Annotated in this window: 18 protein-coding genes; 10 read left to right on the forward strand and 8 right to left on the reverse strand. The window is 44.8% G+C overall.

The features are described from left to right. Positions 1-183 precede the first annotated feature (183 nt). Positions 184-924 (reverse strand): isochorismatase family protein, encoded by a 741-nt coding sequence (locus PL85_RS11320; RefSeq protein ID WP_234826580.1) that lies wholly within the window; start codon positions 922-924, stop codon positions 184-186. A 10-nt stretch (positions 925-934) separates the two neighbouring features. Continuing rightward, a complete protein-coding gene (locus PL85_RS11325) occupies positions 935-3,490 on the reverse strand; it encodes a hypothetical protein (protein WP_115340011.1) in 2,556 nt (851 codons plus the stop codon). Between the two features lie 569 nt (positions 3,491-4,059). Here PL85_RS11325 and PL85_RS11330 point away from each other — a divergent pair. Further along, positions 4,060-5,088 (forward strand): trypsin-like serine protease, encoded by a 1,029-nt coding sequence (locus PL85_RS11330; protein ID WP_115340012.1) that lies wholly within the window; start codon positions 4,060-4,062, stop codon positions 5,086-5,088. 95 nt (positions 5,089-5,183) lie between these two features. Here PL85_RS11330 and PL85_RS11335 read toward each other — a convergent pair whose 3' ends face one another. Then, the gene (locus tag PL85_RS11335; protein WP_115340013.1) at positions 5,184-6,740 is read right to left on the reverse strand and encodes a methyl-accepting chemotaxis protein; all 1,557 of its coding nucleotides are present in this window, start codon (positions 6,738-6,740) and stop codon (positions 5,184-5,186) included. Positions 6,741-6,975: 235 nt separating this feature from the next. Between PL85_RS11335 and PL85_RS11340 the strand changes: the two genes are divergently transcribed. Then, entirely contained in the window at positions 6,976-9,894 is a 2,919-nt protein-coding gene (locus tag PL85_RS11340; RefSeq protein ID WP_115340014.1) for an alkaline phosphatase family protein, read from the forward strand. A 96-nt stretch (positions 9,895-9,990) separates the two neighbouring features. On the opposite strand, the gene PL85_RS11345 is transcribed toward PL85_RS11340, so the two are convergent. Beyond that, the gene (locus PL85_RS11345) at positions 9,991-10,521 is read right to left on the reverse strand and encodes an RNA methyltransferase (protein WP_010320227.1); all 531 of its coding nucleotides are present in this window, start codon (positions 10,519-10,521) and stop codon (positions 9,991-9,993) included. A gap of 196 nt (positions 10,522-10,717) precedes the next feature. On the opposite strand from PL85_RS11345, the gene PL85_RS11350 reads away from it, so the two are divergent. The 5 genes from PL85_RS11350 (at position 10,718) to PL85_RS11370 (ending at position 15,119) form a co-directional block, all read left to right on the forward strand. Continuing rightward, the gene (locus tag PL85_RS11350) at positions 10,718-12,046 is read left to right on the forward strand and encodes a sphingomyelin phosphodiesterase (protein ID WP_115340015.1); all 1,329 of its coding nucleotides are present in this window, start codon (positions 10,718-10,720) and stop codon (positions 12,044-12,046) included. Further along, positions 12,047-12,994 carry a hypothetical protein gene (locus tag PL85_RS11355; RefSeq protein ID WP_234826581.1) on the forward strand — a complete coding sequence of 316 codons (948 nt, stop codon included), beginning with the start codon at positions 12,047-12,049 and terminating at the stop codon, positions 12,992-12,994. A gap of 83 nt (positions 12,995-13,077) precedes the next feature. Continuing rightward, entirely contained in the window at positions 13,078-13,599 is a 522-nt protein-coding gene (locus PL85_RS11360; RefSeq protein ID WP_010320225.1) for a DUF2058 domain-containing protein, read from the forward strand. A gap of 180 nt (positions 13,600-13,779) precedes the next feature. After that, a complete protein-coding gene (dmeF, locus tag PL85_RS11365; protein WP_115340016.1) occupies positions 13,780-14,703 on the forward strand; it encodes a CDF family Co(II)/Ni(II) efflux transporter DmeF in 924 nt (307 codons plus the stop codon). Further along, a complete protein-coding gene (locus PL85_RS11370) occupies positions 14,703-15,119 on the forward strand; it encodes a MarR family winged helix-turn-helix transcriptional regulator (RefSeq protein ID WP_047687777.1) in 417 nt (138 codons plus the stop codon). The genes dmeF and PL85_RS11370 overlap by 1 nt, the downstream gene beginning before the upstream one ends. Positions 15,120-15,172: 53 nt before the next feature. On the opposite strand, the gene PL85_RS11375 is transcribed toward PL85_RS11370, so the two are convergent. Beyond that, positions 15,173-16,642, reverse strand: coding sequence for a serine protease (locus tag PL85_RS11375; RefSeq protein ID WP_115340017.1), 1,470 nt, complete (start codon positions 16,640-16,642; stop codon positions 15,173-15,175). 291 nt (positions 16,643-16,933) lie between these two features. Here PL85_RS11375 and PL85_RS11380 point away from each other — a divergent pair, with 291 nt between their 5' ends. Further along, positions 16,934-17,485 carry a YbhB/YbcL family Raf kinase inhibitor-like protein gene (locus PL85_RS11380; RefSeq protein WP_115340018.1) on the forward strand — a complete coding sequence of 184 codons (552 nt, stop codon included), beginning with the start codon at positions 16,934-16,936 and terminating at the stop codon, positions 17,483-17,485. Between the two features lie 14 nt (positions 17,486-17,499). Beyond that, positions 17,500-18,342, forward strand: a complete 843-nt coding sequence (locus PL85_RS11385) for a helix-turn-helix transcriptional regulator (protein WP_214649630.1) — start codon at positions 17,500-17,502, stop codon at positions 18,340-18,342. A gap of 13 nt (positions 18,343-18,355) precedes the next feature. Here the strand turns inward: PL85_RS11385 and PL85_RS11390 are convergent, their stop codons facing one another. The 3 genes from PL85_RS11390 to PL85_RS11400 form a co-directional block, all read right to left on the reverse strand. Further along, on the reverse strand, positions 18,356-21,196 hold the full coding sequence (locus PL85_RS11390; protein ID WP_412766529.1) for an FAD-binding and (Fe-S)-binding domain-containing protein: 2,841 nt from the start codon (positions 21,194-21,196) through the stop codon (positions 18,356-18,358). Between the two features lie 69 nt (positions 21,197-21,265). After that, the gene (lldD, locus tag PL85_RS11395) at positions 21,266-22,402 is read right to left on the reverse strand and encodes an FMN-dependent L-lactate dehydrogenase LldD (RefSeq protein WP_115340021.1); all 1,137 of its coding nucleotides are present in this window, start codon (positions 22,400-22,402) and stop codon (positions 21,266-21,268) included. A 107-nt stretch (positions 22,403-22,509) separates the two neighbouring features. Then, positions 22,510-24,210: an L-lactate permease gene (locus PL85_RS11400; RefSeq protein WP_174223859.1), complete on the reverse strand. Its 1,701-nt coding sequence runs from the start codon at positions 24,208-24,210 to the stop codon at positions 22,510-22,512. A gap of 220 nt (positions 24,211-24,430) precedes the next feature. Here PL85_RS11400 and PL85_RS11405 point away from each other — a divergent pair, with 220 nt between their 5' ends. Then, complete coding sequence (locus PL85_RS11405; protein WP_115340023.1) at positions 24,431-25,330, forward strand: LysR family transcriptional regulator; 900 nt, start codon at positions 24,431-24,433, stop codon at positions 25,328-25,330. Positions 25,331-25,545: the final 215 nt, after the last annotated feature.

A 25,545-nucleotide genomic window follows, 5' to 3' on the forward strand; every position in this document is an offset into this window, starting at 1 on the left:
TTTATTGAGCCGCCTCTTTCTTTAGCGGATTCTAACTGGGAATATCGCAATAAATTTGAAGCCTCACACAATTGGCAGCGTAAGACTGCTTGTTAAATATAAGATACAGAGTAGGGCAAAATATAGCGATATTCCACCATATCGCTACTCCTTACTTACTTTAAACAAAGCCAAGTTAAAAACTTAAGCACCACTATAGCAGGCTGCATTGAAATCAAAAGGCTGTTTCTGCTTTCTGAAAATATGAACGTTTGGATCTGTATCAAGACCCAGCTCAGTCCACGTGCTAGAAATACCAGGCTTATTCGCTTTATTAGTAACAATGTCTTCGCTAACCAAAACGTTAATACGTTGCTCTTTTGAGAGAACGTAAGCAGTATGCCGCACACAACAATCACTGTTAAACCCCATGATGACTGCACTATCAATTTGGTTTTGGTTAATAAATTGAATGATTTTACTTTGAGAGCTGGTATCAATTTCAACCGTTTCTTTCACTATATAATGGTATCGTTCAGGTCCAAACTTATACATTTCAGATTTGAGCTTTTTAAAGGTCGGGTTGTGTTCAAGATAACGGCTTCTGTCTCCACCATAGTTATCTCGTAATGAAAAACGGTCAATGTAGTTGATATCAAAGACGTGAAGCTTGTTTTCGTTGGCAAACTTCAACATTTCTATTTGGTTTTTCCAAATTTTTTTATTGCCTGGTGCTTGTGCTGGTGACCAAGGCAACTTTGATGTCGTTTCTTGCATGTCAATCATGAGGATAACGGGTTTATCCCCCCTGTGTATACGAGACAATATGTCATTTTTTAAAGCCCCTACATCTGCCCATGATTGCGTTGAAGAAAGGATTAAGCTGAAGGTAAGCAGGACTCGTGTTGTCAAAAACTTCTTATTCATAGTGTGTATTGGTTCCATGGTTTTATTCCTACAAATACTTAGGGTTGTTAGGACTGAGATCACAAGCCACTTTACGGTCACTTTGCTGTTTCACAGCCCATTCAATGGATGCTTGTACTTCCAATTGCTGACTTGTGAGTGATGACATTAATTCATGTATAGGAGCAATCCACTCAAGCAAACTGTCGCTATTTATATCTAATAGTGCTTTTTTGACAGGAGTAAAATTGATGTAGCACTCACGTCCTGGTTGGTTGTTAAGTTGATTTGACGCATTAGCCAGAGCAGAAAATCTTTCACTGAGAACGGATTGAGGATCAAAGAGCGCTCGCAGTGAAGAGTCTAACTTTTGGTCATAATTGTATGGGGGGAGGTGAGAGATTGTATAACGAAGAACATTGCCAGGAAGCTCTTCAGTAAAGAGAACATCATTTGGCATGTCGTTGGCATGTCCGGTAGAGGTGTGCTGCTGGTGGACGATGGCTGCATATCGATGGAAGTCCCCTATCTGAGAGATAAGCCAGTCTGTGCCTTTTTGTTTTGATTGATTTATTGCTTCAATCATCTCTCTTTTTAGGATCTCTTTGGCTATTTGAAGCGAGTTTCCGGAAAGAGAAGCCAAATCCAAAGTTGAGTTTTTTAAGGCTGAAGCCATTAAAGGGGCATGCTTTTCTAAGTCAAAGCTGCCAGGGTGCGCATAGCTCAAAAACTGAGTCAGTTGAATCGCTTGCCACTCGCTTTCTAGGGCTTGAGGAATAAGCTCAGCAAGTTTGATTTCCCTGTATCTTGATACAGAGCTTGAATAATCCGCAAACCACCGACTAATGTCGGATAAAGAGGAGTGTTGAGAGATGTTTTGCCTCTCTAAGTATCCGGCATTCCATCCTTCACAATTATGTGGACACTCATCTTTTATCTGCGCATCGGAACCGAACAACCATTTGTGCACTAAAGCTCTGTCTTTTTTTGCATTATTTTTGGCGGCCTGCTGCTGCGAATAGTGAGTGATTTGTTGTTCAAACCATTGTTCTTCTTGATTCGCATCCCAGCCTATGCTGATCAAATTCAAGATGGCTGCGTCGAACTTTGTATGAAAATTTTGGCGTGGCTGAGAAGTGATTTGGCTGATAACTGCGTCTTTTGCTGGTTCAAATTTTCGTGTTTCAGCCGGTATCCATTCGTATTTTCTACATCCCTGGAAGTTAGGATCACCTGCCAATACTCCAAATGAGGTGCATTTTCTATAGCCTTCATTCAAGACGAGGGTTTTTGTTTTGAGCTCATCAGCCGTTGCTGGACGGTAAAGAACACTACGCGCCATTTCATCGATCGCATATCGGCTAGCTTGATCTTTAAAAAATTGAGTTGATTTTTCTAGAGCACCAGAATCAAACAAACGATCAACGGCTTGTCGGCCATCGATTATTATCTGCTTCTTAAGTGCTGAACTGATGTGCTCAAGATGTTCGCTTGCTGTATTTGCTATCTGCTTCTTGGTCGACAAAACGGTTTTAAAGGCCTGCGTAAACGCCTGTTGATCAATATGCCCAGTACGTAACTCATCTAGACGCTGCACAACACCGCTTAATACACTTTGCTGGCAGAGTTGTAAGTTAGTAAGTGCTCCATTAGCTTCTGAGGTCGATGGAGTGCTTGAAGAGCTATTGGAGTTTGAATTGGTATAAAGTGATGCAATCACTCGGGTTTCTGCATCACAAGCGCTAGTTAAGTCGCTAGGAAACAAGCGCGAGCCATTATGGTCAAACGAAAGAAGCGTATAAACATACTTATGTAACTCTTGATCGAGTGCGCTAATAAGCTCGTTAGACAATTTAGCTTGTGCGTAAACCATTTCCTGATAATGGTATTGATATTTAAGAGTGATATCTTTTGCGTACGCACCGACTATTTCAGTGACTAAATCCGCTTGTTTACTGGCGAGCTCTGCCCAATGTTTCTTGTTTCTTAAATCTTGTTGGGTGGCAATATCGTCGTGTATGTTGAAACTGTAATGTTGACCACTTGAAATGGCATCCCAGCGGTGACTTAATATCACTCGGTCTATTTCTCTTTCGGGTAGTTTGAGTACACCAAACCAATCCACTAGCCCCATAACCGTTGCAAATCGATCATAAGAAGTTTGGGATTCATCTTTAAATGTATTACCTATCTCTTTTGCCCAAAACCCTACCGCCGCAGCATCTCCAATAGGGCCAAGCACTTCAAGAGCGCCGGTGGCGAATTTTGAGCTTGTTCTACCTAGTGTTTGCAGCAGTCTCTTTGCTGCGTCTGCTTCTATGGTAAGTATTGAGCTAGGGCCTAGATCCAGTAAGGAAGAAGATTTTGAATACAGCTCATTAGCTTCAATAATTGAAGGTTTTAATTCAGTGAAGTGTTCTGGTGTGGAAGAAAAAAGTGCGTCAACTGTAATGTCGTCACTAAATAAGGAATAATTATCTTTGCGTAATGCCCTCATGGAGTCGTTATCGAGGATGTTGATTTCATCCCCGATTCGGCAAATCTCAAAGGCAGTAGTGGATGTAGTAAAAAATGCACTTACGAGCAGCAGTTTGGGCAACTTCATATCTCAATCCTTTGTTGACTGTTATTTATTATTAAATTTTACTGATATGTTTATTAATTCCTAACAAGAATCAAGTCTAGTGAATTATCATAAGTAAGAGTAATTTAATGAATCAATATCACGGAAAGTGAATTATTAATTAGTGTGAAAGAGTGTTTTTCAAAGTGGCTCGATTTTCCAATTAAATAACTCGTAGAGAAATACCGTACGAATGATTTAATTGGAAAATGAACACATGTAATAATTTTGGTCTGACTATATGCACAAATGATATATAGGCTATATCATTTGTGCATTGTTAATATTGATTTTATTCATCTATTTTTTATCGGATATAATAAATATTAGCATAACATAGTTAAGATTGTTTTTACTATCTTTAATTCGTAAAAGCTAATGTACTGTGGTTTAATTACTGTCGTACCGTAAAATAATGAGTTTATATAGCGTAACCATCTTATGAATATCGATAGGTTGCGTGAGTTTTTTTAATGAAAAGCTATGTAAGCACTGAAGAATTGATTTTTGTCGTTTACTTTAAAAGATCATAAAATTAAGAGGAAATTTAAATGGAAAATAAAAAATATACAAAACCAATATTAATTGGCTTGACCTTGGTGGGAGGAAGCTATTCATTGCCTGCTAGTGCTGTTGAAGGTAATGATGTCTTACCAAGTGATGCGCCATACATGGTTTATTTTAAATATGCGCATTGCTCTGGTACGTTGATTGCGCCAAAAACAGTACTTACCGCACACCATTGTGTCGGACTCGGCGCTCAAAAAGGGAATCATGCGTATCTTTTACATTCAGGATCTCAAGAGGTTGATGAGAATGGCCGTATACCGAACCCAGGTATTAAAGTTAAAATAGTAGAAGCCTATACAGCTGATCACATATTCGAACCTAGTAATGGAATAGGCCGAGATGAATTTGATGATATAGCTATCGTAGAACTTGAAAGCATGCCAGAGGGGGTTACGTTTTTACCTGTCGCAAATCAGTCAATTCCTCTCGGAGCAGAAGTTTTCCCCATCGGTTATTCAACCTCAAGTCTAAAGCGTATGCCAATTCCTGCTATTGTCGCTGCAAAGGAAAATTCTCCAGATTATGAGCGTGAAGTGGATATGGCTCAATGTAATAGTTCTAAATATTTTTCAAACAACTTTTTTACTCAGGAATATTCTCAAATAGATCAAGAAAGTTGTGATTGGGCTGAAACGCGTTATGAATATAGACAAGAACATGGGATATATAAGCCTAACCGTTATTCTATTACTATTGAAAATCCACCATTAGATTCTTCAGATTCTAGATTTGATGTCAATGAATTTGGTACTGTATTAACGAAATATTCTACTTTTAGAGGGGATAGCGGTGGTCCTTTAATTTACCAAGGAAAGGTATATGGTGTTGCCAGTACGGGAGTGAATTCCCATTCTCAGGTGCATAATCAGGCGACATTCTATGCTGGTTTTACCAGACCTGGAGTATTTAATTGGATAGTTGATACAGTGAAAAAAATTCAAAATAAATCTATGGAAAAAAATGTGAGTACGGCAGTGCTTGATGCCCCAATTGTATTTCCAATAGATTAGCGATCCCTATAAAATAGAAGCAGTAATAATTTATAAACACTGCTTTTATTTTTTAAACTGACTGGCCCTCGTTAGAGGGCTGGTAGGGCATGAAATTATAACTTTCTAAATTGGCTAACTAATTGTCCTTGAGAACCAAGGTTTTCCACTAAATTCTCACATTCATCTCGTGTATCACTGGCCAAAATATTGGTCGCAACACAGACATCACTGATCGATTGAACGCTTGAGTTCATATCTTCAGTAACGCGTGCCATCTCTTCTACGGCTGTGGCAATTTGTTCATTTCTATCCGTAATATCAATCACCTGAGTAAGTAGCATATTGAGTTTATCACCAGAGACATTGGCACTATTAACACATAATTTAGATAATTGTGTGCCTTCATGCATTGCATCGACAGCTTGGTGGGTACTGGTTTGAATCAGCGCAATGACATTTTGGATCTCTTTAGTGGACTCATGGCTGCGTTGTGCCAAGGTGCGAACTTCGTCGGCGACGACCGCAAATCCACGGCCTTGCTCGCCAGCCCGAGCAGCTTCAATAGCGGCGTTGAGTGCAAGCAGGTTGGTTTGTTCAGCGACAGATTGGATCACAATTAACACTTGGCCAATGGTTTTCCCATGTTCTGATAGTTGCGTGACAACCGATGAGGCGCTGTCTAGTTGGGTGGCGAGCTGTTGCATTGCATTCAATGTATCTTTTACCGAATCCATGCCTTCTTCGGCGGCCAATTTTGCTTTCTCTGCCGCGTCAGAAGCACTTTGCGCATTTTGTGCAATTTCATTCGCGGTAGAGTGCATTTCATTGATCGCGGCGGCAACTTGTTCTGTTTCTCGTGTTTGCCCCTCTAAATTGATCGCCGTAGTTTCGCTATTTTTAGAGGACGATTGAGCTGCATCTTTAATTTGTTGGTTTGAATCTTGGATGCGTCCAACGACCGCATTGAGTTCAGACTGGCGCATTTTTAAGGCCAATTTGATTTCAGAAATGTCATCAATATGGTTGTTATACACCAATTCCATTAGTGGGTTATTAAACACCTTGCGGGCTTCGGCACTGAGCGATTCTAAGCGGCGAGTTAAACTATAACCTGCAACCATTGACAGTAATAACATCAATACTAAACCTATGCCGGGAAGGAAAGTATCTGCAACAAAGCTGATACCCGCGATGGGTAATAAAGTTAGGGCTAAGCGCTGCCATAAACGAGTTCGAGGTAGCTTGAGTCGCCTAGGTGTTTTTCCCGCTTTGAGCTGCGCGTAGATTTTTTCTGCGTTGGTGATGTGTTCTCGACTTGGACACAAACGTACTGACTGAAACTCAACCGTTTTGCCATTTTCGACTATCGGAGAAGCAAACGCATCAACCCAATAATGATCGCCATTTTTACATCTATTTTTGACGATACCCATCCAAGATTGGCCGCGTTTTAAGTGCTCCCACATATCTTTAAACGCTTCTGCTGGCATGTCAGGGTGTCGCACCATATTGTGAGGCTGGTTTGTTAGTTCCTCTAATGAATAGCCAGCGACCTCACAAAATTCTTTACTGGCATAAGTGATATGGCTGCTTGGTTTAGTGACCGATAATAAATTATAGCTAGGTGGAAACTTGACTTCCTTTTGTGTAACAGGTTGATTGGTGCGCATGATACTGCCCCCGAATTAAATAAGTAAAAAACGAATTAAGCCAAGTTTCTCTATCGTGTGATGAGAGTTTTATTTATTTTTATTTGCATTATTTATAGAATCGAATCGGTAAAAAGGCAATGAAACTCGTCATTATCGAATAGTCAATTAGTATCATTACTTTTGATGTGGACATATGGCCGAGTTATAACGTAAATATAACTTACGGCTTGACCTTACGAGTAAGCTTGCCACAATGTGCGCATGCAATAACTGTAGGGAAAACAGTATGATATTTTATTCTTTTGGGCGGCTAAAACCCATCGCGTTACTCTTAACTTCTTTACTTTCATCAACTTCTTTCGCTGCTATCAGTGATGCGCCTGTGGTTGGCGGGCTGTTCAATTCGGCGCAAATATTAAAAAATCAAATGGCGTCGTCTTTAAGCTATTCAACGCGCTTTGCCCGTGATTCGACCTTATTTACCATCGCCGGGGTAACACTCGATAGCTATATCCTTATGTTGCCTTTAGATGCAAAAACAAAAGCTCGCGTTATTGCACAAATTTCTAACCCAACTTACGCCATCCCGCTGGGCTATTTTTTATATCAATATTATGATCGTTATACGGGGTTAGAAAATGATGATGTATTTAAACAGTATTTAAGTACTGTTTATGACGCAAAGGTTTTAAAGGGATTCGAGCATAGCCTCTACTATTATGGGGAAGAGGTGGTGAGTGAACAAAAAGAAAATATTAAAGATCAAGGGCATCATGAAGGGATTAAAGTGGATGCCCAATTTATTGCGGCCATGGTGACTGTGTATGATGCCTTGGTTGAAATTGGTGAGTGGCAACAGCTTGAGAGATTGCCGGATCACTATCAATATCTGGCGTCAAGTGAACCCGATCGATTACTGATTAATAAAATCCAACCGATAGTGATCCAAATTATTAGTCAGGCTGCTAATGGGATGGATGAAGGAGAGATGAAGCAAGCCCTTTTTGGGGTATTAGAAGATGCAAAGCCAGAAAATACAGCACGTGTGAACAACAAAGCAGAGGCAATCACGGTTACTTTGATTGATTTTGTGCGTATGAACGTATTAAAAGGCTACCGCCAATTTGTCTATCAGCAAGAGCGTGAACAAGCACTAAATTCCTGGTTACAAAAAGCATTTGATGATGATCCTCAAGCATTGATTGCGTTTCTCCGCTCTCAGCAACAACGTCGTATGGCAGTGCAGATCACCGTGGATGGTTTGCAACAAGGGCTGATCGAAGGTTTGGTTGACCCGAGTAAGCCATTTATCCGCAAAGCTCACCAAGATCACAACAATCGATTGAGTACGAAGCCCTCTTCAATGGAGGTGGTTCAACCTGAACATCAGCAACAAGTACGTTTCATGCAGATATTGGCTGAGCAGCCTTATCACGATCCACATTACTTGCCGTTTTTTAAACGCTTGTATCGTGATCATCGCGCTTCTATTACTCAAGTGGGCATTTCATCAACACCAACGATCAGTGTGCGTAATTTACCGATCATAAAAACAGGAGCTAAGGTGTCCGGCCAAGGTGGTACTGGCATACCCAATTTCCACTTTGTTGATCGCCCAACCGACCGTGCTTATTACTTTTTTGGTAATGATGCACTGCAGCTTGATCGCTTACTGGTTAAAAACCAAGTACAAACGATGTTTGATCGCCTCGCTTACCTCAATACCCTCAACTGCAATGCGCAATACGATTGGAATGCTCACACCACTTATGATGGTTTAGTGAATTTGGGGGCGGGTGAGGCACTACGTGATTTTGGTGAAAAGCGGTGTGTGCGTGAGCTGAAAGAGCGCGCGATTGTCGAACGTGAACTCCAACAGTTGCGAACGACATTAGTTGAAGAGGTCACGCGCTATCAGCAGATAAGCAAGTGGGATTTTTATACTCGCTGGACTCGCCATCAAGTACTTGCTCACCAGTTGAAACAACTTGCACAAAAAGAACTGAAAGGAATGCCCGACTATACGCTGATTTATAATCCATGGCCGGATCATTTTGCTCATTTTAGCGGCCCATTCAGCGATGAAGTCATCATGCCTACTGGGGAACTAAACCGCCTCGATTACTGGCTAGCGCAAATAGAAGCAACCTATCAAGACGCGGGAGTATATGACCGCACGTTATGGGGCATGGCTGGCGATCATGGTTTAGCGCCTGTTTATTTCTCCCTCAATCCAGAAAAACAGATCTTTGAGCCGCTAGCGTCGCAACTGGGAATAAAACTCAACGTGAAGAAAATCTCATCGGATGAGGAAGAAGGGCCAAAAATGACGAATGCGATTAACGCGCCGTCAAACAAAGGGATTGATGTGGTCGTCGCTTCCACTGCGGGTGGAAATTTTATGATGGATTTCTTTAATGCAGAAGCTGGATGGGAAGTTCAACCGGTTTATCAAGAGCTGATCCGTTGGCAACCGATTCATTCTAAGCTAGGGCAGCAGGTTGATGTGATCGATGAAACCGTAGCGCGACTTGCTGAAAGCCTAGATTATTTAGTCGTGAGAGAAAAACCATGTGATTTAACGGACTGTTCTGTACGGTTGATTGGCGAGCGGCAAGGTAAACGAGTGGATGAATGGATTGAAAAAAAGGGTGATAAACTGCGCTATTTTGCTAAATCGGAACAGCCATTGCTGCTTAGCGTTCAGCAGCTAAATGCTTATTTGTCGCCTCCTTCATCTGACGAGCTAGAACATTATGCACAACTCGTCGAACGTTGCGTTTATCACGCTAAAGCGAATCAACCTGAGACGTGGTGCTCAAGTGCGCAGTGGCGAGAGTTAACACGTTTTACGTCCCGTCCAGATTCGGTTAATCAGCTCGCTGCTATTTATGAAGACGACCGTGCGGGCACCATTAACCTATTTCCTAAAGAGGGCGTTGGCTTTAATACTAAAGTTCCGGGGCGTCATGCGGGTGAAAGCTATCTAGAAAAAGATGCTTTTATCGGTTTTTGGGGGAGCCCGATTGGCAATCAAGCCACGCCGCTCGGTTCAGTCGAAAATGGCTCACTTGCGCCCACTCTTTATCACTATTTAACGGGAGACGAAGTTAAAGTTGGCGAAGATGGTTGGGGTTATCCATCTGTTCTTAAACAGCTGGATATTCGCTAGCGAGACTTAACCGTTATGACTGCCAATGAAATAAGTGAGCGTTAGGCTCTATTGAGTGAAGAACGTTCGCTTGTTTCATTGGCTTCGATTGCAGCCTTAAGTGGCTGGTTGATCAGCACGTTTAAACTTCAAACGATTTTTCACATCTCGGCTATCGAGAATACGTTGGCTGTGGTCAATATCGAGCTTGGATTTTGCCAATCGATCATACAGCAGCACATTGACGCTCGCGGCCAAATTCATGCAACCAATCGTTGGGATGTATACAACCTCACTGGCTTGGTTGACTATCTCTTGTGGAATAGAACCATCTTCAGGGCCAAACACATACAGCGCTTTTTCCGGGTGAATAAACTCGGGCAGTGGTGTAGCCCCTTCTGCCAGTTCAACACAGACGATTTTCATCTCACTTGGCAAGTCCTGCGTGATCTCTACCATCGCGGTGAGCGGGATTTTACTTTGAATGTTTTTTGTGTCGGTTTGAAATTTCACTGCGCGATCATAACGCTCACCACTGTAGCGAACCGCGCACGCTTGGTAGCAACCTGCCGCGCGCATCACACCACCTACGTTGGTTGGGCTTTTAGGGTTACACAAACCAATGATCACTGACATTTCACGTTCCACAAAAAATCCTCTCACAATTTGGGGCGGGCAGTATAACGCTAAAATTTGCCTTGAAAGAAAAAATATCGATAAATCGTTCAATAGTTTTTATATTTTTCGTGACCTTTCTTGGAGTACTCAAACTGTCGTATTTCTTACATCAATATTTCATAGGGTGATGGCTTAATTTATTTTTTCACAGTTAAAGGATGAAAACGTGAAGATTATTAATAAAGTCATGTTATTTGGGCTGTCTCTTGCTGCTCATGCGGTATTGGCGGACACCGATATTTATTTAACCAATAACTCTGCGCTGCCAATGTCTATTGCTGTGAAACAGACCGGATCTGATCAGTTGCAACAAGGCAGTGAATGGCAGCAACACAGTGAGACGTTAGGCCCGTGGGAAACCAAAATGGTGCTCAGCTTTAACCGCTGGCAAGGGGTGAAATCTGGCAACACGTACCAATTTGAAACCATGGTGACTTTGCCGCAAGGGCAGGTTTTCTCTTTACAGCAGAAGATGGAAGGTCATTGGTATAACTCAAGCATTGAGCATGGGGTACAAGCCCGAGATGTCCCTCTTCAGTGGCAAAATGATCGTGCGGTTCACCGTTATTACTCAACGCAGTTGATTGAACGTCCAACCGAGCTTGCGTTTAAATCCGTCAGCACCACTCGTTACGACGATATTTATTACACCATTACGCCAACGAATACAGAAGAAACACCCGACGCTGAGACCTTAAAAGTGATGACCTATAACGTTTGGGCGTTACCTGTGATTGCTTCAAATATTGCCGAGCGTTTTGCTATCATCCCTCAGCATATCAAAGGATATGATGCCGTAATGCTGCAAGAAGTGTTTGCTGCGGGGCGTGATGCCTTTCTTCGAGAGCTGGCAAAAGAGTATCCGTACCAAACGAAGATGCTCGATAAGTCTGGGGTGAATATCCATGACGGTGGAGTGATCATCGTCAGCCGCTACCCAATTGTTAACCAAGGACAATATGTTTTCCCTGATTGCTCGGGAACTGACTGTTTTGCTGATAAAGGGGTGAATTATGCTGAAATCATCAAAAATGGTCAGGCGTATCATCTGTTTGCAACGCATACTGCCGCGTTTGATACCGATACCGCTCGCGATTATCGTCAACGTCAGTTCAGACAGATGCGCAGTTTTGCGCAATCGTTCTCTATTCCCAGCACAGAAATGGTGATTTATGGCGGTGATTTTAACGTGAATAAACGTAAATTTGCCGATGACTATCAAAACATGCTCGCTAATCTTGCGTCAACCGAACCTAGCTACGCAGGCTATACCGAATCAACGTTTGATCCGCGTATCAATGATTTTGCAGGAGAACCCTTATCCGGTGGTGAAAACGTGGAGTACCTTGATTATGTGGTGGTAAGCCAAGAGTTTGCACAACCAAGCGAACAACAAAATCGCAATACTGTGCTGGTGCCAAGAACCACGGACGAGCGTTTATGGCAGCATTACAATTTATCGGATCACTTTCCGGTTAAAGCTGAGATCCGCTAGATGCGTTGGGTTAGGTTATTGATCTGCGTTGCCTTAGCCGGCAGCGCAAGTTATTGGTGGGTGAAGAGGGATGAGTTTCCCACTGTCCAAACACCACCCAATAGAATTGAGGTTGCATTGCCGGGCACGGTGCGTTTGCCAGAGCAAAGTGGCGTTGCTTTGGTGGCTAATCGCGATCATCAAACCCATGAAGAGTGGACACTCGTTGGTGAAACGCTGCAAACAGAAATAGGCAAAGCGCTGAGAGAGAGAATAGAGCAGTTTTGGCAACAGTGTCGTCAGCAAAATGTGTGTGCTGCGCGGCTACAACAATTACAAGCGCAGTTGCCCCATGAACGCTATGAGCTGGTTGCACTCTATTGGCAAAAACAGGCGCAACGTGACGCGTTGCTTGGAATGGAACTCATCAGTCAGGATACGGAATTAGGTGACAAAATGGCTTATGTAAAATCGATTGATCAACAAGTATGGGGGCGACAAGCGGATATCTTGTTTACTGATCAGTACGCTTATGATGATTTTGTACAGCAACCCAATGACTACGAAGGTATTGCTTCGGTAGAAGAGGCGTTGCAGAGCATTGAACAGCGGCTTGCACAGCATCAATATCAATGGGATACATTCTCATTAAACACAGGTAATGCACGCTATGAACAAGCGATTCGGTTGATCCCTCAACATTTATCGTTAGAACAGCGCTTAGAAGTACAACAAGGTTTGGCCGAACTTTACTTAAATGAACATGAGCGCAGTGAGGTGACCCATCGCCAAATCGAGCAACAAGCGCAGGCTGCTCAAGTCATTGACTACCAGCAAGCATTAGCGCAGTTAGAAAAGACGCTCTCAAACCAGAGAAAGACAGCCTATGCCACCCTTTCGACAGAAGAGTGGGTGCGTTACGCGGCAAAGCAGCGTTATGAGTTTAGAAAAGCATTTTTTGCTCGTTAGGATGAATAAGATAACCACAGCGCTCTTTATTCACTCGCCATGAACCGTTAAACTCACCAGCAAATAACTGACTTGGATTGATCATGGCAACCTTATCTCTACAAGAGCAAATGCTAAAAGCGGGTTTAGTTAACGCCAAAAAACTCAGCAAAGCGAAAAAGAGCTCTAAAAAATCGCGCGTGCAAGCACGTGAAGTGAAAGCGGCAGTAGAAGCGAATAAAGTCGAGCAACAAGAGCGCGACAAGGCACTGAATAAACAGCAAAAAGAGCAGTTGTTGAGCAAAGAAATTCGCGCTCAAGTAAAACAACTGATTGAGATGAATAAGCTGGATCTAAAACACGGTGAAATCAAATACAACTTTGTTGATGGTAAGTTGGTGAAGTCACTTTATGTCGATTCACTGGTTCGTGATCAACTGAGTAAAGGAATTTTGGCTATCGCGCGTTATGAAGAGGGCTATGCTGTCATCCCGGGTGTGGTAGCGGATAAAATCTTCATGCGTGATGAAGAGAGCATTATCGAAAATAAAACCGCTGATGAATCTCTACCTGCTGAAGATGATCCGTACGCGGATTTCGTAGTCCCTGATGATTTGATGTGGTAATTCCTTCCGGCTCTCCTTCTCAACGGAGGAGGGCTTTTGTTCCCTCTTCCTACCTCTACTGTCCACTTAGCTTATTTCCCAATGGTTTCGCTACCAATAGACAGAGTTTGTTGACAATGTTTGATGATCAAATTAAATTCAAATCAAATATTTTGATTATCAAACTAAGTGAGTGGAATTTTGCAGTTTACTACCGAGCATCGTCATAACTTTATCGCTAGCGCAGACCAAAATGAGAAACGCACGTTTTACGTTCTTTTGCTCACGCTTGTCACCATGGTAGCGGAGATCATTGCTGGTACTATTTTCGGTTCGATGGCTCTGCTTGCCGATGGTTGGCATATGGGAACTCATGCGGCCGCTTTCTGCATTACGCTGTTTGCTTACCGTTATGCTAGAAAGCATGCACACAGTGAAAAGTTCTCATTTGGTACAGGTAAAGTGAGTGTGTTGGGAGGCTACACCAGTGCGATTGCATTAGGTATTGTGGCGTTGCTGATGGTGGTGGAATCGGTTCATCGTTTATTCAATCCCGAAGCGATTCAATTTAATGAAGCGATTATTGTCGCCATCATTGGCTTGCTGGTGAATGTAGTGAGCATGCTATTGTTGCATGATAACCATCACCACCGTCATGGTGACCATGACCATGACCATGACCATGACCATGACCATGACCATGACCATCACGATCACAATTTACGAGCGGCCTATTTGCATGTTCTTGCCGATGCCTTGACTTCTCTTTTGGCGATTGTGGCGCTCTTGTTTGGAAAATATTATGGATGGAACTGGTTAGATTCTGTTGTAGGCATCGTCGGCGCTGCCGTGATTGCTAAGTGGACAATAGGTCTTATCAAGCAGACTAGCCCCATTTTATTAGATGAAAGCATCGAGCAACCCTATCGACGTTTAATTGAAGAAGAGCTAGCCGCATTTGCGGTGATTAAAGATCTCCATATTTGGAAAATCAGTGGTCATCACTACTCAGCTGCGATTATCTTAGAATCTCATGTTGATAAAACCGTGGCAGAATATAAACAAATACTGGCGAAGTTTGATAAAATCCACCACCTTACCCTTGAAGTTCACCCGATGGCATGATGAGTAATATCGAAAAACTGAATCAACAATTAACCGAATTTTACGACAAGATGTCCTCATGGGAGCAATCTGTGGTGCGAGAAACTGGCTACTCTCTGGCGCAGATCCACACCATCGAGGTGTTAGGTATTCATGGCCCGATGAGAATGAAAGAGTTAGCGCAAAAACTCGGTATCACAACCGGTACGCTCACCGTTCAAATAGAGAAGTTAGTGAATGCCAAGTTGATTGAACGCGGCGCGCACCCGGATGACAGAAGATCGATTGTCGTGACTTTAACCGCGGAAGGTCAGAAAATTCATCGCCAGCATAATCAGTTGCATGTGGAGTTAGTGAAAGATCTGACGAGATACTTGGATGCAAACGAAGAAACAGTATTACTCAACAGCCTGCTAAAAATGAACCAAGAGTTTTAAGCTATGACCAACCACTGGCGACTTGCAAGTAGTTGGTCAGCTAATTTTCAGTTTTATTCTACCTGTAACGTTACATCAGAAAAATTCGAGTATGCGTCGATCATGATATGCAGATCCTCAGCATTTGGCTCTGCTAGACATTGCTCATTACTTCCTGATTGGTAAGGCCGACAATCAAAGACTCTTTTGGTCGGTGGATTGCCTGAAAGGGTATAGAGATCGGCATCGCCTTGCCCAGAGGTTATCGAAATTTTTACCGCTGCTTGGCGTTCTGATGCAGGTAAAATGAATCGTTTTTGTTGGCCTTTGCTCAAGGTGATGCCAGTAATACTTTGCCCACGCTGGATGACGCCATCTTGCGGAGGTGGAGTGCCTCCTTTTTTCCCTACGGGCAACTGGTTATCAAAGAATGGTGCAACCTGAGGCCAGATTTTGCTGATTTTGACCCCTTGGTTTTCACACCCCCCAAAGTGGTGTAGTGCAATGACTTTATGGCTCTCAGAGGTCAATACAGGTGAACCAGAAGAGCCGCCAATAGTGTCACAAAAATACCCTGTGTCGGTATTGGCACCGCGACCATTGGTAGAGGCTATATCAATTTGGCACATGCCTGAGCCATTTTGATCGCTTTCAATCGCCAACTCTTTGGGGTTACCAGCGCCGTGTTGTGGAATATAAATACTCGTGCCGTAGCTGGGTTCTGAATTGTCTAAGCCTAAGTAACTAAATTGTCCTAGCTGCTCGAAATTAGCCACCGTGAATAATGTGTAGTCCAAGGTATAATCGGTGCTTAATAACTGATCGCCCATGACCTTTACTGTGGTATCCAAGCTACCGCCGCAAGTTGTGCGTTGGTAATTAAACCATACTTCAGTATTTTTTAGTTCAGAGGCTGTTGATACACAGTGGTTATTGGTGATCATGTGATTATTGGGCCCGACACGCCAAGCTGTGCATAAACTACGGCCATCAATCAGTAGCCTTGCTACGGCGCTACTCCACGCCACTTTTTCAGGGTGTGAGTCGCTCCAACAAGCAACATCTTTTCTTTCATTGATGCCACAGGTTGAGAACAACCCAGAATTATCAGCGGCTAGGTTCGGTTGTGATAACGTGGCACTTTCATTCCCAGCCATAAAATAGTCAATTGAGATCTGTGCTTGGTCAGGATGTTCACCAGTTTTCCACTCCACGATAACGCTATCCCCATTAATCGAGCGGGCAAATAAAGGCCCGTTCTCTGAACTGTCGTAGGTGATACTTTCATTGCTGTGTGGAGAGCGTAGTGTGACGCTTCCCCCTTTGCTGAGTTGAAACTTATCAAAGTGGACCTTAATAAAGCTGGCTCCCGGTGAATGAATTGGATAGTGAGTGGTTAGAGATTGATGGGTTGTTAAAGAATGCGGATGGATTACTTTATCCGCAATGGTGGGTAGTGGTTCTTTTTCCGTTGAAGCTGTGGCTTGAGTAGAACTCAACACCACTGCTGCTATTAAGCCAAGTAGACGTATTGATAATTGCATTTTGATCTCCTCTATATGGCAATCAATGCCTCATAAAGCATATGAGCATATGAGCATATGAGCCTATGAGAGTATTGGCTCAAAAATAGTCTCGATATGTGTGTAAACTTAATTGTGCGTAACATTATCAATAGCAGTCCTCTCCAGTAGTCTCTCGATGATGGTAGAGGAATGGGGTCAACAAAAAGTATCACTGATCAATCATTAAAGCGTCAAAATGATACTTTCCGTCGGATGTTGTATGGGTGATGCTGCTAGACTTGTTCATGAACTTATTCATAGGAGAAAACAATGAACTCGACGATTTTTAGCTCGGCCATCGTCACCACGACGTTAACCACCAGCTTATTATTTGCAGGAATGGCAAACGCTCTGCAACTCAGCAGCCGTGATATCCAAGAAGGCCACCCGATGGCAAAAACCTTTGAATTTTCAGGCTGGGGTTGTTCTGGGGAGAATCTTTCGCCGCACTTAATTTGGACTGATGCACCACAAGGAACCAAAAGCTTTGCTATTACGGTTTTTGATCCAGATGCTCCGACAGGAAGTGGCTTTTGGCATTGGATTGCGCTGGATATTCCAGCGACAGTGAGTGAGCTATCACGTGGGGTTGAAGTCAAAAAGCTCGGTGCAATAGAAACACGTATCGATTATGGCAGCGTTGGTTTTGGTGGTGCTTGTCCGCCAGAAGGGCACGGAATGCACCGTTACCAGTTTACGGTATGGGCTCTCCCGACGGAAAAACTCAATTTGGCGGCCGATGTATCACCTGCGGTGGTTGGTTTTACCCTCAATAGTTTGGCGTTAGAAAAAGCGACGCTGACCGCAACCTATACACGCTAATTCATGGGGGAGTGATGAATCACCAATACCAAGTCACCACCTTTCGAGCCGCTCAGCAACAAAGGCTGAGAAATGTGAGGATTCACTCTCCAAGCTTGATTCAGATCCAATCTGGCAGTAAAAAACTGTTTCATAAGGAAGAGGCCATTAATCTATCGAGCACTTCGTTATTGTTGTGTGAGGCCTCAGCTTCGCTCAGTTTCGAAAATTTACCAGAGCACGGTTACTTCTCGTCAAGGCTGTTCAGTTTCACCTACCGCCCGACCGAGGCGATGCTTGCGTTAAGCGCAAGTCATGATCGCCCAGTTATGTGGCCTGTGATTTCAACCAACTCTTCACTGAAAAGTTCGCTCAATGCGCTCGCCTCGTTCGATCTTTCGTTAATCAGCCAAGAAACCCAAGCCTATCTACTGATGGTGTTATACCAACAATTGGCTGAGCAAGGTGTACTGCATTGGCTCTTTGAGAGTAATTCTCTACCCTTTGAGCAGAAGCTGAGAAACTACCTCGCCCAGTCACCAGAAGAAGAACATCCACTTGAGCGGGTAGCAACGCACTTTGCCATGAGCCGCGCGACCTTAATTCGACGCTTAAAGCAACATGGCACCCGTTACCGTGAGGTTTTGGCTGAAGTGCGTGTGAATCACGCGCTGAACTTAATGCAAAGTGGCCAACGAAATATAGCGATATTGGCACAGTGTTGCGGTTACCAATCGGAACAGCGATTTAATCAACGCTTTCGCAGTCAGTTTGGTTTAAGCCCCAAAGCGTATTTACAAACTCTTGGTATACGAGGTAAAGGTACGCCAGATAAAGAGACAAAAAAACAGCCCATTTTATCCAATGAGCTATTTTAAGATTGAGAGTAGATCAAAGCGGTTTAGACACTTCATCGACCAAATATAAAATAGATTGATATGGAATGCCGCTGTGGTGCGACAGGCCAATTTCACAGGTACGGCTATTACTGAATCCGCGTTCGCAGTGAGCAGGGACTTGCTCTTTGAGCGGATGAACGGCCGCCGCATTCAGTTCTGGCGTGGTAAAGCCTTTATCGCCCGCCCAACCGCAGCATTGAATATGCTCTGGCACAATCACCGTGCTGACGCAGGTTTGGGTCAATTTGAGCATATCGGCTTCCAATCCCATTTTGCGCGCACTGCAGGTGATATGCAGCATCACAGTTTCTTCTTTGGCTTTGATCGCTAAAGAATCCAGCAGATACTTATTGACAAAACCGACGGGTTCTAAAATCTCCAGTGGTTTAGTAAATTGTTCAATACTGCGTTTTGCACACGGGCTGGTATCCATCAATACCGGATATCGCCCTTGTTGGCTAGCTTGCCATAACGCGGCTTCTAACTGCTGCGCTTTTGACTGTGCAAGCTCATTCATTCCCTTGCTGTCATAGGGCATACCACAACATTGGCTGTTGAGCTCGTTAGGTAGGATCACCTCATATCCTGCTTTGTTAAGCAGCGATAAGGTCACTTCGGTTAATGGCCGCTGATCGCCCGCGCTGTTCTGCTGGCCCATATTTCGGCTCGCACAAGAGGGCAGATAGACAACTTTTTTCTCACGGCGCGGCAGGTTTTCTACTGCAATGGCTAAGTTCTGATGATTGGCTTGCGGCAGTTGTGGATACCAAATAGGCGTTTTGCCTTTGCTGAGTTTACGCAAGCCGTTGGTTGCGCCGCCGACTAACTTGTCGCCCAGCCATTTGCTCGCCAATTGGTTGGCACTGAGGCCGATTTTAGCCACGGCTGTGGTGGCGGCAAAGTGATCCGCCGTCCATGTAGCAATGAGGATGAATTTTTGGTATTTCGCGGTGCGCAGCTTTTTCACTAAATCACCAGTGTTGATACCAACAGGGCAGCGCTCAGCGCATAAGCCAGTTGCGGCGCAGGTGTCTAATCCTTGGTATTCAAAGACTTTTTCAAGCTCAGAAGCTTCTACCGTTTCACCTTGCGCGCGTCGACGTTGCAGCTCGCGGTACAAGACTATTCGTTGACGGGGCGAGAGTGATAGTGTGCGAGACGGACAAACAGGTTCGCAAAACCCGCATTCGATGCAGCGATCGACCAAGGCATCAGCTGCTGGCATTGGCTTTAGGTTAGCTAAGTGGGAACGCGGATCATCGTTGATTATAACGCCGGGGTTGAGCAAGCCTTGTGGGTCAAACAGGGTTTTGATTTGTTGCATTAAGGTGTAACCGTCTTTGCCCCATTCCAATTCCACATACGGTGCCATGTTACGGCCCGTGCCGTGCTCGGCTTTGAGTGAGCCTTGATATTTCACGGCCACCAGCTCGGCCACTTCATCCATAAATGCGCCGTAGTGGTCGATCTCACTTTGGCTATCAAAGCCTTGTGTAAAGACAAAATGCAAGTTGCCTTCTAGAGCGTGGCCGAAGATGATGGCTTCGTGATAGTGGTAGTGATCAAACAGAGCCTGCAAGTCGCGCACACCATTGGCAAGGCTTTCTACCGGAAACGCCACATCTTCAATGATGACGGTTGTCCCCACTTCGCGCACCGCGCCCACGGCAGGGAACATCCCTTTGCGAATGCCCCATAAGGTTGCCACCGTCTTGGCATCAGAGGTGAATGGTACGGATTCGATGATCTGGTAATCGCTTAGTGCTGCCATCACGGCGCTGCATTGCGAATGAAGGGCCGCGTGATCGCTGGCGTGAGACTCAATTAGCAGCGCAGCGGCTTCTAGATCCAATTGCGCAATAAATGCGGGCATGCCGGCTTTGTCAGCGACAGAGCGCATCGCGCGTCCATCCATCATTTCGACTGCCGCAACTGGGGTTTTGGACAGGGTCGTAACCGCTTGGCTAGCCTGCTCAATATCAGCAAAGACAAGCAGCGCTGAGGCTTTGTGCGCGAGCTCAATGACGGTGTTGTAGGTGATGTCGGCAATAAAACCGAGTGTGCCTTCCGACCCAATCATCAAATGTTCAATGATTTCAATCGGATCAGAGTAATCAACGAGAGCATTTAGGGCATAGCCAGTGGTGTTTTTTAGGCGATATTTGTGGTGAATAAGCTTTGATAGTGTGTGATTTTGCGCCGTTTGTGCATGAAGTTGAGCAATACCTTCAAGCAATTTGGGTTTAGCGATTTTGAATGCAGCGATGCTTTCTGGGTTTGCGGTGTCGAGCACGGAACCGTCTGCGAAGACGATCTTCATACTATCGACAGTGCGGTAAGAATTTTGCGCAGTGCCGCAGCACATACCACTGGCGTTATTGGCGGCGATTCCACCAATTTTGCAGGTGTTGATTGAGGCTGGATCTGGGCCGATTTTGCGTTGAAAAGGGGCAAGGTATTTGTTGGCATCGGCTCCGATGACCCCCGGTTGTAGGGTGATTTTTTTGCCCTCATCGTGAATGCGATGACCGCGCCAGTCATCGGTTAAGGCGATCAAGACTGAATCAGAAACTGCCTGACCAGATAAACTGGTGCCAGCGGCGCGAAACGTGCAGTGAACGCCAAGCTCGCGGCAGCTTTTAATGGCAAAAATGACCTCATCAAGGCTTTGTAAGCGCAGCACAATTTTCGGCACTAAGCGATAGAAACTGGCATCAGTACCATAAGCAAGGCGTTTTGCCTGCTGCGTGATGATGCGCTCAGGGTCGATACGTGTAGCGAGTTGCGTTTCCAGTTGACGATAGGTGGCGTCTGAAAGAGTGCTGGCCATCATTGTTTCCCATTTTAAATTGAGGTTGTGGATAGGTTAACGTGCGGCTACCGTAGGTTTGTCATTATGAGATTAAAGTTTGACTAACGAGTCTCGTGACAAATCGGCAATGGTTTTCGCTCCGGTTAAGGTCATGGCAACGCGCATCTCTTTTTCATATAAATCGAGCAAGTTCTCAACGCCGCTTTGACCTTGCGCCGCCAATGCATAAACAAACGAGCGACCCAGCAGCGTGCAGTCCGCGCCCAGCGCGAGCATGCGTACTACATCAAGCCCAGTGCGAATTCCAGAATCGACCAGAATTTTCAGGTCGCCCTTCACCGCATCAGCAATCGCAGGTAAGGCTTTGGCGGTTGACAATACCCCATCAAGCTGGCGACCACCGTGGTTGGATACGATAATGCCATCAGCGCCAAATCGCACCGCGTCTTTGGCATCTTCTGTATCTAGAATGCCTTTAATGATCATCGGGCCGTCCCAAAAGTCGCGGATCCACTCTAAATCTTTCCATGAAATGGAAGGATCAAAATTTTCGCCAAGCCAACCAATGTAGTCTTCCAATTTAGTCGGCGTGCCACGGTAGGCAGAAATATTGCCTAAATCGTGTGGTTTACCGAGCAAGCCAACATCCCACGCCCAGCTTGGGTGTTTCATCGCTTGAAACACTCGGCGCATCGCCGCATTAGGGCCGCTCATGCCAGAATGCATATCGCGGTAACGCGCGCCGGGAACGGGCATATCCACGGTAAACACGAGGTTTTTTACCCCCGCGGCTTTGGCGCGCTCCAACACATTTTTCATAAAGCCGCGATCTTTAAGCACGTAGAGTTGAAACCAAATTGGTCGAGCCAGCGCCGTTGATACTTCTTCGATCGGGCAAACCGATACGGTAGACAGTGTAAAAGGAATGCCTTTATTTTCAGCCGCGCGCGCTGCTTGCACTTCGCCGCGCCGCGCGTACATACCAGTTAAACCTACAGGGGCAAGGGCGATCGGCATTGCAAGCTGTTCGCCAAACAGTTGTGTTTCTAAACTGAGCTCTGACATGTCATTAAGTACGCGTTGGTGCAGTGCGATATCGGCTAAATCGGCGGTATTGCGTGTGAGCGTGTGCTCACCGTATGAGCCACCATCAATATAATGAAACAGAAAAGGAGGCAATTTCGCTTTCGCGGCAGCGCGATAGTCGGTGGAGGCTGAAATAATCATAGATTGAATCCTAATTTGTACAGAGCCGCCGCCTAGCGAGCTCTGCATTTATTACACAAGATTAATGGTTATAAAAACCAAGTTGATACCAAATCACATCACCAAACTTAGGGTTGCTGGGTCATTAGTACGTCGGTCATATTAAAGCCGTAAATCACCACTAAACCGATAAGGCCAGTCATCACAAGGTAGTAGAAAGTCGGGATAATGGTTTTGCGCAGCGTGGCTCCTTCACGGCCCAATAAACCGACCGTTGCTGATGCCGCGACGACGTTGTGAATCGCAATCATATTGCCCGCCGCTGCGCCAACAGCTTGTAGCGCAATGATCATCACACTGGAGATAGAGAGTGTTTGCGCCACTTCAAACTGGAACTGGCTAAACATCATGTTCGACACCGTATTTGAGCCTGCGATGAACGCCCCAAGTGCGCCAACGGTGGCACTTAATGCAGGGAAGGCATCACCGACTAAACCCGCGGCAAAATTGGCGGTAGTGACTGGCATGCTCGCAAGCTCTGCGCCATTGACGCCAGAATTAATAAAAATGCGCACCATAGGGATAGTGAATACCAACACAAAACCCGCGCCGATCAGCGTTTTGCTTGATTCACCGAATGCTTTGATGAGCGGTGTCGCACTGCGCGACTGCAATATTACTGCCAGTAACGCGACAAAAACCAAGATGCCACCGGGAAGATAAAGCGGTTGAATGGCCGTGCTGATGCCTGTTTCAGCCAGAATGTTGTTAAAGGATAGGCTCACTCCAGCCAGCAGTGACTTAAATTCGCTGCTCACACGGCTTGCCACAAGGATAACCGCGAGTAGAACATAGGGAGTCCAAGCCAATGCAAGGCCCATCGGTTTAGCTTTGATCTCTTCAATATCAATTTTTAATGAGCCTAACCACTCTACGGGCCACGATTTTTCTTCTGGAAAATCCCATTGTGATTTTGGTACTAAAAAGCCTTTTTTCGCGGCCGTGACAACCAGTGCCAAGCTGATCAAGCCACCGATTAATGAGGGAAATTCTGGGCCAAGAAAGACGCCCGTTAGCGCGTAAGGCACAGTAAAAGCCAAGCCAGAGAAAATCGCAAAAGGCAAAATATCTAACCCTTCGGTCCAGCTTTTGTTTTTACCGAAAAAGCGCGTCAACATCATCGCCATTAATACTGGCATCAATGTACCGACTATCGCATGGGTGATGGCGACACTGGTGGTGATTTGCTGTAAATACACATCCCAACTTGAACCGTTGCTGATCAGCGTTTCGGTGATGTTGTGCGTATCTAACCCCTTGTTTACCCCAACAATAATCGGCGTACCCACGGCGCCGAAAGAGACAGGAGTGGATTGGATCATCATCCCCATCAATACGGCAGCCAACGCGGGAAAGCCAATCGCAACCAGCAACGGTGCCGCGATAGCTGCTGGTGTACCAAAACCAGAAGCGCCTTCAATAAAAGAGCCAAAACACCACGCAATGATAATGGCTTGCACACGGCGATCAGCCGAAACATCGGTAAAACCGTTACGAATGGTGGTGATAGCACCAGTGTGTTTTAAGGTGTTGAGTAGGAAGATTGCGCCAAACACAATCCAGAGCACGGAAATCGTGATACCGAACCCTTGCAAAACAGAAGCAAGCACACGGTTTGCCGACATATCCCAAAAGGTGAGGGCGATGGCCACGGTTAACGCAAAAGCCACGGGCATCGCCTTTCTCGCAGGCCAGTTGAGGCCGACTAAAAGAATCGCTGCCACCACAATGGGGGAGAAGGCCACTAGTGCCAGTAAGGTTTCGTTCATTGGATACTTCCTCGTAAAGTGTGCTCTTCGTACTAGCTCTAAATAGTAGGATAGTTGAGGAGCAGACATCCTGTAGGGGCTACAGACCTTTCGGCCAGGTCGGGTAGCTAAATTATTATATTTGTGATTTTTTTGTTAATTCGGGGTGAATTTACTCCTTTATTTTTTATGGATATAGGGAAATAATGAAAATAATTAATTCCAAAATTGACATAATAAGATGCGAGCAGACGACCTAATATTGTTTTCACAAGTGATGGAACTGGGAAGTTTTAGTAAAGTAGCAGAACAGAATAGCCTTACAAATTCGGTAGTTAGTAAAAGAATGGCGCGTTTAGAAGAAGAGTTAGGCGTGCAGCTATTATATCGAACTACGCGTAAATTAACCCTGACCGAAGCAGGTAAGGCACTGTTACAGGGTGCGAAAAATGTGAAGCTTGCCACTCAAGAAGCCGTCGATGCGGTGGCTGGGTTTGGTGAAAATGTCAGCGGCCACATCAAAATGTCGGTTCCCACCATATCAGGCGATCTAATTTTGGCCGACGCGGTGGCGGAATTTTGCAATTTACACCCCGGCTTAACGGTAGACATGTCGCTTGATAACCGTTTTGTTGATTTAGTGGAAGGAGGTTTTGACCTAGTGATCCGCACTGGTTACTTGGAAGATTCAAGCTTAATTGCGCGGCATATTTTAGACTCACAGTGGGTTGTGTGCGCTTCTCCCTCTTATATTGCGAAAAATGGAAAACCGTTAAAACCGGAAGATTTAGTCAACCACAACTGCTTTCAGTACGCGTACCAAACCACAGGTGCGAGCGAGTGGGAATTTAAAGGCCGCAAAGGAAACTACATTGTCACAGTATCGGGCTGCTTTTCTACGGATAATGCCACGGCACTAAGAAAAGCGGCTTTAGGCTGCCACGGCATTGCTTATGTACCGCGCTGTTTGGTTTATCATGATTTTCGTAACGGCCAACTCGTGGATATTTTCCCGGAACAAGTGGGCAAAAAATTGGGTATATATGCCGTGTATCCCTTTACTCGCCAACCCCCGAATAAAGTCCGCTTGCTGATAGAGCACATCCGCGCCCGTTATTTGACTATTTCACACTATTTTTGAGTGTGACTTATGTAAAGGATGTCTTCGGTCGTATACCGTTCTGTTCCTCCCCCTAAAAGGGGAGGGAATTAGTTTCGTGAGCGTTGAGAGTGTGCCATTTATTATGATTGGTATGGCTTACTAAAACACTTTTGCCCCTTTATGAGTTACAACCCAAAGTTCAAACAGTGATGTTGAGGTAACTTTGATATACAAAAAGGGCTCTTCTCCGCTTA

Source organism: Vibrio anguillarum (genome assembly GCF_001989995.2).
In the GTDB taxonomy this organism is placed as follows: domain Bacteria; phylum Pseudomonadota; class Gammaproteobacteria; order Enterobacterales; family Vibrionaceae; genus Vibrio; species Vibrio anguillarum.